Source organism: Bacteroides oleiciplenus YIT 12058 (genome assembly GCF_000315485.1).
Lineage (GTDB): Bacteria > Bacteroidota > Bacteroidia > Bacteroidales > Bacteroidaceae > Bacteroides > Bacteroides oleiciplenus.
In genome coordinates, this window is the sequence record NZ_JH992940.1 from 1,241,490 (window position 1) to 1,252,648 (window position 11,159).

9 protein-coding genes are annotated in these 11,159 nt (G+C 36.8%); 1 reads left to right on the plus strand and 8 read right to left on the minus strand.

The annotated features are described in order from the left end of the window. Nucleotides 1-55: 55 nt before the first annotated feature. The 6 genes from HMPREF9447_RS05370 to HMPREF9447_RS05395 all read right to left on the minus strand — a co-directional run bounded on the left by HMPREF9447_RS05370 (nucleotide 56) and on the right by HMPREF9447_RS05395 (nucleotide 8,837). Nucleotides 56-3,001: a hypothetical protein gene (locus tag HMPREF9447_RS05370; RefSeq protein ID WP_009128721.1), complete on the minus strand. Its 2,946-nt coding sequence runs from the start codon at nucleotides 2,999-3,001 to the stop codon at nucleotides 56-58. A 35-nt stretch (nucleotides 3,002-3,036) separates the two neighbouring features. Beyond that, nucleotides 3,037-4,194, minus strand: coding sequence for a T9SS type A sorting domain-containing protein (locus HMPREF9447_RS05375; protein WP_009128722.1), 1,158 nt, complete (start codon nucleotides 4,192-4,194; stop codon nucleotides 3,037-3,039). A gap of 56 nt (nucleotides 4,195-4,250) precedes the next feature. Continuing rightward, the gene (locus tag HMPREF9447_RS05380) at nucleotides 4,251-4,613 is read right to left on the minus strand and encodes a hypothetical protein (RefSeq protein ID WP_009128723.1); all 363 of its coding nucleotides are present in this window, start codon (nucleotides 4,611-4,613) and stop codon (nucleotides 4,251-4,253) included. A gap of 144 nt (nucleotides 4,614-4,757) precedes the next feature. Then, complete coding sequence (locus tag HMPREF9447_RS05385; RefSeq protein WP_009128724.1) at nucleotides 4,758-6,374, minus strand: hypothetical protein; 1,617 nt, start codon at nucleotides 6,372-6,374, stop codon at nucleotides 4,758-4,760. Between the two features lie 59 nt (nucleotides 6,375-6,433). Continuing rightward, nucleotides 6,434-7,045, minus strand: coding sequence for an HU family DNA-binding protein (locus HMPREF9447_RS05390; RefSeq protein WP_009128725.1), 612 nt, complete (start codon nucleotides 7,043-7,045; stop codon nucleotides 6,434-6,436). Nucleotides 7,046-7,289: 244 nt separating this feature from the next. Then, nucleotides 7,290-8,837, minus strand: coding sequence for a right-handed parallel beta-helix repeat-containing protein (locus tag HMPREF9447_RS05395; protein ID WP_009128726.1), 1,548 nt, complete (start codon nucleotides 8,835-8,837; stop codon nucleotides 7,290-7,292). A 148-nt stretch (nucleotides 8,838-8,985) separates the two neighbouring features. On the opposite strand from HMPREF9447_RS05395, the gene HMPREF9447_RS05400 reads away from it, so the two are divergent. Further along, complete coding sequence (locus HMPREF9447_RS05400) at nucleotides 8,986-9,486, plus strand: hypothetical protein (protein WP_009128728.1); 501 nt, start codon at nucleotides 8,986-8,988, stop codon at nucleotides 9,484-9,486. Nucleotides 9,487-9,593: 107 nt separating this feature from the next. Here HMPREF9447_RS05400 and HMPREF9447_RS05405 read toward each other — a convergent pair whose 3' ends face one another. Beyond that, nucleotides 9,594-10,016: a hypothetical protein gene (locus HMPREF9447_RS05405; RefSeq protein ID WP_009128729.1), complete on the minus strand. Its 423-nt coding sequence runs from the start codon at nucleotides 10,014-10,016 to the stop codon at nucleotides 9,594-9,596. Nucleotides 10,017-10,468: 452 nt separating this feature from the next. Beyond that, nucleotides 10,469-11,062, minus strand: a complete 594-nt coding sequence (locus tag HMPREF9447_RS05410) for a type 1 glutamine amidotransferase family protein (RefSeq protein ID WP_009128730.1) — start codon at nucleotides 11,060-11,062, stop codon at nucleotides 10,469-10,471. Nucleotides 11,063-11,159: the final 97 nt, after the last annotated feature.

Below are 11,159 nucleotides of genomic sequence, written 5' to 3' on the forward strand. Positions count from 1 at the left end.
TTACACATCTGACTCAAATATTAAATTCAGCATCTTTCTTCTTTATGCCGAAGCATTAATTAGATCTATAATTATAATTGTAGGTCTCAATAACTTTTTCGGTACCATCCGGATATTTAATTGAGATCTGCCGCAAACGATTGAATGAATCATACATATAAATTGTCACCAATCTGGTAGGAGAAGTAATGGATGAAATACCAACCAATGGTTTGTACTTATACACAGTAACATGCGCATTTACCAAACGAATATCCGTGCATAGATTATCTATGCGAGTATCGTATGTTGACGATGACGATAATGACTCCAGAGAAGTGCCCAAAACAGCTTCTACTTGATCAGCGGTAGCATTCTCTATTTTCGCAACAGGATACATCCCTTTATATCCCCATAAATACACTGTATTCATCATATTGTCCATGGTTACATACACTGGATTTCCATAACTATCATAGCGATGAAATGTCATTTGTACCGTTGGCGTATTGTCATCCTTTTGGATCAAAAATTGCGAAGGCTTGATAAAATTAGCACCAAAGTCTTTATAAGTAGTCAATACACTGTTACTCTTGCCATTTTGGATTATACTTCTCTTCAATGGAAGATTCCGCATTTTTAACGAAATCATTTTTTTACATATATCCAAATCTTTATATTCATCAAACGTGGGATAGTATATTTCCTCAACTTGATTGATTCCTGAGCTATTCTTTATAGTATTATTTTTAAGCATACAATTAGAATCATAGGTCAATGACCGAGTGGTAGAGACTGTATGACCTTGCCTAATTTCATTTTCTGTTACTGACGTTAGCAACTCTCTCCCCCGTGTAATGTAATAAGTGGCAAACAAAAAAACCGGAAGTCCAAAGTCTGCGGCAATAAATTCTTCCGTTTGGTGATCATAATCGTTCCTAACCTGAAGATATTTGAATACTTTCAAGCCATGCAATGCTGATGCGGTCCTCTTTTCATATTGATAGTTAACCGATTTAATCATATCATAGCTTCCATTAACATTTTCATATTCTATTTGAGATGTCAAGTTCCGTTCTTTCCAGAGGCTACCAAACTGATACGTATATCGATAGTAATCGGAAGAGCTATCAAAGTTGAATGTTTTCGGCATCGTAGGAGGATAGTAAGCGGGATACAAACTAGGATAAGTTGCCCTTGGAATATTATAAACGTAAGAATCTGTATTGGGATCCATATAATTATAAACCGTTTTACCCGTATTACTATTTTGATCTCCCCTATATTCTGTTACGGTTGAATAAAAGATCGGTTGTCCTGCATAATAAGCAGCATCCTGAGGTGCTTCGGAAGAGTATATGCGTTGGCGATAATGGCCATAATAGCTACTGGCACTTGGGTTGGAAATACTTCCTGCTACATCCAGATAAATACTTTCAAACCCCCAATATTGTATTGCAGGCGGCATCACTAAACTACCAACTCCATTATTACCATACTCAAAAGTACGAAGTTGTTTTTTTCCAAAATCGTCTGTTGTCTTTATCTGTTTAATCCGCAACCCAGGACCTGCTTTAGCAGTATTACCCGAATAATATTTGTTGGTTTCATAAATATATTCGGTACTATTCCCGGTTGGATAAATTATTTTTTTTAATACTCCACTCTTTTTTTTAGTCTCATCAGGTTCTCTATTGACATCCGAATGTCCTATGGTTGTCAGATGTTGATTAACATTAGCCTGAAATCCAGGAATAAAAAACGAAGAAGAATTACTATTGACATACCCCCAATAATCACATTGCTTGGAACTTAAAGAAACCGATGTCGGGTAATACTCAAAACGATAAACATCAGATTTATTTGCCCCAGACACACAACTCACTTGCTCCAATTTATAGTTATCAACCATCGTCCGGTCAAGCAAGGAATATAAAAAAACAAATGTTTTCACTACTGATCCATCCATATCCTTTATTTCTATCTTATTTATCTTACCCCCAGTCTGCTCTATATCAAAAGTGACCTTCCCTGTACCAAAATCTATCTCTTTCAATCTTTTCGGTCTGAAGGTCATCCCCATTGAAGAAGTCTTATAATCAGGTGCACCACTAACTTGACCTTGATAACTTTGAGTTATCATATCATTCACTATCATGTTTTCATTTACTATTGTATGCGTAATAGTGCCACCGGGAACAAGATCTACATTTGTATATGTCAACCGTATAGTATGCTTTCCATCAGCTGACCGGATTTCTTTTAAATACCAGGAAGTATTAGCTGAACTACTGGTATTACCATAAGGAGAAAATACGCTAGTACTCCCACCATCTCCAAAAATATATTCCGTCCCATTTTCTGCAGTTATGCTAAAACCAAAATCCGTATAATATGAACCTGCTAATTTTATTATACTAACAACATTTAAAGATAATGACCTTGGATAACCATCATAGAAAACAAAATTACCGGAAAGTCCAGGTAAAGAATAAGAATACAAATCATATTCTCCATCCAGACCTTGGCCTAAAGACTCATTACGATCGTAATAAATCCCTGCCAAATACCTAAAGTCTTTTTTAATAGATAATTCTCCTGCCTCTTTCAATAAAGGTGAAACTGGCTTTATTTCATCCGGAAAACCATAAACGGTTCTCGCTATTGTTCCACCGGCATTCAAAATCCAGCCTAAACCGACAGGTCCCGTAACGTCATTGTATCTGCGCCCGCTGGCATGATAATCAATACTTATGGGCAAAGTTAAATCACCGCATGTTACTGTATATAAAGGAATGCTGATTTGAGTTAATCCCGTAGAATGATTCACTGCATAATCAACGAACTTAAAAATAGAAGCCACTTCCGGAGAAGGAGGTATAATACGAGGATATTCAGGATAACTAGCAGAAAGAGCCATAATAGAATCAGCATTACTTTTCTGCCCGTCTTCCCTCTTTAAACTTTCTTGAGAATATACGGATGAACTTATAACAAAAAATAAAAAAATGAATCGTCTCATAGAATGTGTTTTTTAGTATTCATATTTTAAGAGTCTCATGGTTTGAAGAATTTCTCCCCATACACTTTCTCACCAGCAACTATTTGCAATATATATTCTCCTTTCGAATAACCACTTAGTGAGATTATCTCCCGGCATTTACCTAAACCTTCCGACCTCTTTGAGATATTTGATAATTGTCTACCTTGTAAATCAAAAATTATCAATGAAACATCCCCTGACTGTTTCAACGTATAGTTAATTTGTAGATTACCATCATCGCCGATACCGAAGGAATAACTAACAACATCGTTCCTCCTTCCATTTACACCACCTTCGTCAGTATTCCACCATTCTCGTTCTCTTTTCTCATTACTTACCTCATCACGCCGTTTTTGATTATCCGTATCATATGATAAATCATAATATTGTTCTTCAGGCAGATAAACAAAAGAGGTCGTGAAATACTTGTGAGCATTTCCAAATCTATAGGTAGTACTTTTTACCGTTTCAAATACCGGATAACGGTAACCGTCCGCATACCACCGCCAAGTTTCTGTTTCCAAATGAGTGGAATCATTGGATAATAGATATTCAATACTATCATGATTCAAAATGAAAGCAAGAGAATCTAATTGCAAAGTGTCCACTGTAGTCAATATTGGAGTCATTCTCTGATGAATGAATCTATGCGTATAAACACGTAGAACTTTACGCAAAGTATCACCTTCCGGCAAGATCAGCATCCCGGAGGCGTCAGCTGTAATCATACTTTTACCTCGTAAATGAACATCCAATTTCTCACAATAACGCCCCTTTCCATCAAAATAATCAGTCACTGCACGCCCCTGAAAAACTGGAAAAGTTAAAAGTAATTCCGGTTTCTGATAAGTAATGAAAGTAGTAGGATTTTCATAACCCAAACAAAAAAGAGAGTCGCCGGAAGTACGATAGTAATACATGGTACGATGTTCAGTACCAATCACCGTATCAACACCTTGTGCCATGTATTTTAATTCATACTTAACCTCCTGAAATTCCAAATCACTGAAATCCCATACTTGTCCAACACCACTTTTTCCTGGCTCGCAGGCTGCAATCATTCGTTTTACAAGCCAGTCTCCACCTCGGGGTTGGCTGCAAGTTGAATTTAGAGATTGTGCATAGCCTGTCAGAGAGAATAAACTCCCTAACAAAAACAATAAAATTCTCATATCTTCATGTATCGTTAGATTAACTATACTTATATAACAAATAGACAAAAGCCTTCCTACACAATCTCTACTACGTAAGATTCGCTCAATTCAATTAAAGATATAACCAGAACACTTCCCGTAAAAGTTCCAGAATAAACCTGTTTACCAGACTCAATATCTGTCACAACTACATATTCGCTTTCCACAGGTTTATCAAAACAAACATAAAGTTTATTATCTTCAATATAACCAGGAACCATTAAAACAGAACGAGTTACACGATCTCTTTTTAACAAATGAATACTGGCTGGCTTTCTAGGCTTTTTATTACTAGTTTCAGCGATACTCTTACTTTTGTTCGCAGTAGCCGAAGCGTACATAAAGGTAGGATGTAATAAAAACAAACTGCCCAATAAAATAAAGAATAGAGTTTTCATATTTTCATGTATTTAAAGATTAACAATGTCTCAAAGTTAGCAACATGAAAGCAAAAAACATAATAAAAACGGTAACAACACATTTATATACAGTACTAATTATCAATCAATTACATATTACCCAGTAACAATCTACTATAAATTTTAATCGGAAGACTTCATTTTCATTCTATAGCGTCTTTGAATCACAATTCTTTTATCCGAATTTCCAAAACATAAGGCAATTGTAAAGTCATCCCAGCCACATAGTGACAAACAGGAAAATAAGCAGTCATCTTCCGTGTATTTAGGATAAACCTCTTTCAAATATATTATATAGTCCCTATAAATATTTGCAATGGTAGTACGAAGAATATTTTGTTCTTCTTCAACCAAAACGCGTATTTCTTGCTTCTTTCTGCCTTTCTTTTGAAGACTGAGTTCAGCTATTTTTTTATAAATAGTCGATTTTTCAAAAATAAGATTACATAGCTTGGCTTTTTCATCAGCCATTTTTCTAATTTCACATTCTTTTTTGGAAAGCGTTTCTCTACCTTTTTCCTGTTCACTCCGCAACGAAGCTATGTGGTATTGAAGCGTTGCCATATCACGCTCATACCCTAATTGAAGCATATCTTTTCGACGCTTCATCCACAAAATTCCCAATACAGCAAAGAGTACAACCAGCACGCAACAAACTATAAGAGAACAATGCCATATCTCCATTCTTATCCTTTCCTTATAAACCTTCATTTCCGCTTCATACTCATAAACTTTCTGTTTTACTTCCGAATCTGTTTTCAGAAAATAGATAGAATCCATTATAACAGAATAGTCGTTCCAATACTCTGTTGCTTTTTGAAATTGCCCGCTTTCCTCCATTACATCTTTTAAGCCATAAAGAGCCAAGGCCTTAGTCTCTATTGTTGTATCAGCCAGTGCCCATTGAAAATAATATAGAGCAGAGTCTAACTTCTCCTTATTTATAAATGAATATCCCACCATAATCGCTGCTTTCAATGATAATCTATCATCATAAGCCAAAGAAAGTTTGGCATAAAAAAGAATGGAATCTGTTTCCTCATAAGTACAGCTCAAATTATGATATGCCGCAGATATCGCTACAGAATCTTGCTGTGCTGATACATACTTTAAATCTTGTTTCATATAATCACGGGCACATAATGTATCACCTTCAAGTAAATAGTTCCAACCCATATTACTTATTACAGAAGATATTCCAGCTTTATAACCGCAATGTGTAAAGCATTCCTTTGCTTGCACAAACATTTTCATTGCCTTTTCTATAAATAATTGTGAGACATAAAGATTCCCCAAATCCTCATAAATCATACCCTTTATCAGTAATTCTTCCTTATTAGTATTACCCAACTCTTTTAATGCTGCACAACAACAACCAATAGCTTCTTTACTCATACCCATCTGACGTTGGATACGTTCTTTATACATTAATGCTTTTGCATGATTTATCTCACTATCATAATAATTAACAGCTTCATTGATTAAAGAATCGCAAGGCAGGAGAGAAAAATTATTTTTATCTGATGCCTCAGCCAGAAGCAATCCATAATACATTTGTTCAGCTTTAGACAACTGATTTAAAGGCACTTCTTGCAAAACAGAATAACTACTATCCGGGAAGGAATTCATCAGAGTTTTAGCACGAAGTAATCGTTGATTTACCTGTTCTCCTCTACTGCAAGAAGTAAATATCAAGAAACCTACGAAGAGACAAAGAATAAAAAACAAACGGTTTGACATATTAAAAAGGCTAGAAAATAAAAATTAAATAGTAGTGTTCGTCTTATAAATTACAACTATTACCTGCAAATTACATATACCACCGTCTTCCCCATCCCATGCTTCGCCAGCACTCCTTCCAGAATGAAATCATTCAGTTCCACAATCGCCTGTTTGCGACTGCGTCCGGTCAACTGTGAATATTGCGCACGATTAATGCAGGGATACTTCTGCAAATATTCCTGTAAGAGTCTCAAACATTCTGCTTTGGACAAAACGCGGGAAGCATTAGAAGATGCTTCCTGAGCAGGTCGGCGTTCAAAAGAAATCTTTCCGTTCAGTTCCCGAAAGAACTGCTTGCTAAGACGGAAGTTCAATCCACGCAGAGATACAGATGTCGAGCGAAGTTCTTTCTTATCCATCACCCGGCGACTATTCAGAGAGGGAGTGAAATATCCGAGTTCGCCAAACTCCACAGTCCAGCCATTGGCGAGGGAATCACGAAGTTCGTCCGTAAAAGCTTTCATTGCTCCTTGAAGCAAACTATGACTAATGCCCGTGAAACGATGGACACGGTCGATAAATTCTTCCTGCCCCATAGTGCCTTTAGGGACAAAACGGGCATACAAAGGTTGAGGTTCGCCGGTGTGTTGTACGTCGGGACTTTCAAAAAGGTCGTAATAAGCGCTCATAGTCTTCTTTTCTTTAATTGATTAATCAAGTTACCTGTGAAGGCTAAGGCGCTTTTTCGTAAGGACTAAAGACGAAGATAACGAAAGCTTATTCGTCCCTTCATAAGGAACTTTGCGTTCCCTTATGGAGGGACGAAAAGTACCTTGTGGAGGGACGAAATGTTCCCTATGGTGGAACGCATTAGTATTCGCAGACAAAGGTACTAAATTCTTCTATTGTCCTACGAAACCATGCCTAATAAAATCACTGCATCTTTTCAAAGAATTCATGAACAGCCGCTTTCTTAACAGCTTTAATGCTCGCTGCTCCATCTCCCACTTCCACCTCTTCAAACAAATGGGAAAGAGCACCGAAGCCTTCCGGATCTTTCTCAAGAAGTGAACTATAATAAACTGATGCATCATGTCCCTGATTATCTTCTGGCTTTCCGGCAAAAGAACCCAGATAATAATTTCCATTAAAAGTGTTACGGGTCGATTTCGTAAGATTAAATGCCGAAGTTTCGGGAGCATAAAAAACATTCTCCGTAAAAGTAGTATTGTCAGCATAACCGCCCCATGAATCGGCTGTAACCATTTTCCGGTCAATGTGACTGGCAGGCTTTACATTGGCGTGCAAAATATTATTATGAATGCGGGTGATTTCACAGGGACCGGCGATATGTATAGTAGGTGAGAAAATTCCTACACGCGTCTTACGTGTACGCACAGCATCGTTTATGCTTATGTTATATCGAACTATAGTCCCTTTATTTCCTATGTTATCCTCAGGATCAGTTTCTCCTTTTCCGGCATTACAAATCAGGATGAAGCCCCCTTCATTATGGTGGCTGTAATTGTACTGGATAGTAGTGTTCGTACAATTATAGTCCGAGTCGAACCCTTGTGCATCCCAAGGCGCTTTATGGTCGCTCACTTCATTGAACTGGATTACCGTATTATCACAACTCCACGGCCATATGCCGGCTGCCGCTTGGTCAGCAGGCAAAAGGTCTGTGCAATTGCGCATCAGATTATATTCCACTAAAACTCCATCGCAGCCGATAGGAACGATTCCATCACCGGGGACTTCTTCTATAAGATTCTTCCGCACAACGGTATTCGTACTCAGATGCCAGTTCTTCCGACTCCAGGGAGCACTCCAGATAATAGCGTTGCGCTCACATCGACGTATGGCACAATTTTCAATAGTCAGACTATCAAAGACAGAAACAATGCTATCCTTATTCCATTTATTATGAATCAGAATGCCCGAGCCTCCACCTTCATTCTTAACCAGGCTTCCGTTCACATCATGAATATCCAGGGCATTAAGAATCACATTATGCGATGTTCCATAATTCTCACATACCACTTTTACTCCCGTACGATGAGCCAGCCGTTCAGTCCCTTTATTGATGATTTCAAGGTTCTGCAACGTCACATAGTCTGAATTCTTAATGCAGACTGCGTACAACGAACTGTCGGGAGCGGTGATGCAAGGTTTCTTGCCCGTGCCGTAAGCATCGATAACAATTCTGCAATCAGAACGACCTTGTACACTTATCTCAAGAATGCCGAAAAAAACAGAACCACGGCAAAATAATAAACTATCACCTGCTGCCAACCTGATATTCTTTATTTTATCTATGTTTTTCCAGGCTTGTCCCTCTGACAATCCATTATTAGCATCATTCCCATTCTCCGAATCAAAGTAATAATTCACGCCCTCTTTTAGAGTTTGCGAATTGCCACAACCACACAACAAGAATGTTGCAACAACGATAAAAAGAAAAACAATTTGTCTATTCATAAATTTATATTTTGGATAATGTATGCCTACATGCTATTTCTATTTCGTTCCAAAAATACTAAAAAATCAATGATTCGAAAACAGGAAAAGACAGAAAATATTTATATATTTGTAGCATAAGACCAGAAACTTTTAAAACAGCAACTACATGAAAACTAAAACATTATTAGCAGGTGCCGTCATTGCACTATGTGTTTTCTCATCTTGCGGCGCCGCTATGATAGGAGGCGTTACCGCTGCATCCGTAACTTCTTCTAAAAAAAACACAGAACCACTGTCAGAAGAAGAAATTGCACTTTTGACAAAACGTGTCTACTCAGATCACTTCAACACACTTTATCCCTACCTTTTGGAACGCCTGCAAGCGAAAGGATGTTATATTTCAAGCAGCGATAAAGCATCAGGAGTCATCACAGCTGAATTTATAGGAATTGAAAAATACAGAAGATACAATCGGCATTTAAGTTTCCTGCTGATTGAGTGTCCGACAGGAGAGACGGAAGTAAGACTCACCATTTACGAAGACGAATTATACAGTGATGGTTCTGTAGACATTAATATTCCTACAGTACACAATGTCATACAGCGAGGGATGGTACGTGACAAATCGCTGTATGACTACTGGTTTAAAGTACTTTTAGAATCCTAAGAGTGCTGGTATCACTGCTTTTACAAAAAACAATTGCTTAGTTCAAACAATAACGAAATGGTATTGATTATTAGACTAAAATATAAATTCATCTTTTTCTTTGATATTTATTCTACTGTTATCAAGATAATTTCTGAATTATCTTTTATAGAAAATTCTTGTTCATTAATGCGAATTTTAGTACAAATAATACCACCTAACTTTTCCTCCACGATCCAATCTATATGAGCTATCAATTTTTCAGACCAAAATAAATATGCTTCAGTTTTATTATCATTCACATCTTTAACCATTGGTCCGATATCTATCAAACCATCAGACACCTCCAGATGACGAAAAAGTTTTTCTCTATTGCTGTCATAATACAAATCTACTTCGTATACTTTAGTATTTAAATCTTGCAAAAGATTATTTCCATCCTTATCAACTAATGCAGCATAAACATTTAACGAGTAGTATTTTGAAACACTTTTTTCACAAGCTGTAAATATTAGTGCACACAACAAAATAAGTATTATATTTTTTTTCATTACAATGTAGGTATTAATGAGGTGATCATTTTGGTTTTATAATTGTACGAATGTTCATTCCCTGTTGGATGAAAGAAATCCTTTAGATTCATCTGATAATATAACAGAGCTTTTAGCATTCAGTACTTCATTTCTAACTTTATCATAATTATAATCAGCTAATTTAGCTGTTATATAACCATATTTATTTTTCAAAGCTGAAAAAGAATTCGTATTTAATTATATTTGCAAATATAATAATTATCATGGCACAATATGCATAATTAATGAATAATTAAAAAACATTCATTGTAAATCTATTAATGAATGCAACATTGCATTTATTAATTAAGAATCTGAATATTGCACTATTTTTCTCATTAAAATAAGCCCCTCTTTATTCTCATCATTGAACTGCACATTTTATCTCAAAAAGTGTAGTCATGTTATTATAAAAAGTATAACTTTACAAGTTACCTCACAAAGCCATTTTTATAAAAGTTGTAAGAAGCTTCAATATTTTCTGGACTATCGGCCTCTAAAAGAAGCAGTAATTCTCGGGTAAATTCCAAGTGTCCCGTGCCGTTGGCAGTCACAATATTCTGATCGCTGACGGCTTGCACTTCCTGATACCCAGCTTCGTTGGTGTATTGCTCACCCGCAAATTGTTTCAGATATGGAAGCGTGTTGCTGGTATGTTTCACATTGTTCAGAAAGCCGTGTGCGCCCATAAATGCAGAAGCATTACAAATAGCTCCGACAATTTTTCCACGCTGCAAAGCCTCTTGCACAATGGGGACAACCTGCTCCGCTTCGGGAGATTGCCATTGCATGCCACCTATCAATATCAATGCAGCATAATCAGCAGGAATGGTTTGAAAGCTATAATCGGGTAAAGTACGGAAACCACCTATGGAGCGCACTTCGTTCAGTGTTGGAGCCACTGTTTTGGGGATATATTTCACTTCACTACCCGGTATTACTCCGGCATTTAAAGAGATAGAGAGGAATGCGCCTTCCCAGTCGGCATAACCATTCAGTAGAAGGAATAAGACTTCTTGTTTCATTGTTTTTTGTTTTAAATAAAAAAAGGCTATCTATCCCAGACAGCCAATCTTTTTGTTAACCTTAAATCTAATACTATGAAAAACACATTGCAAAGAT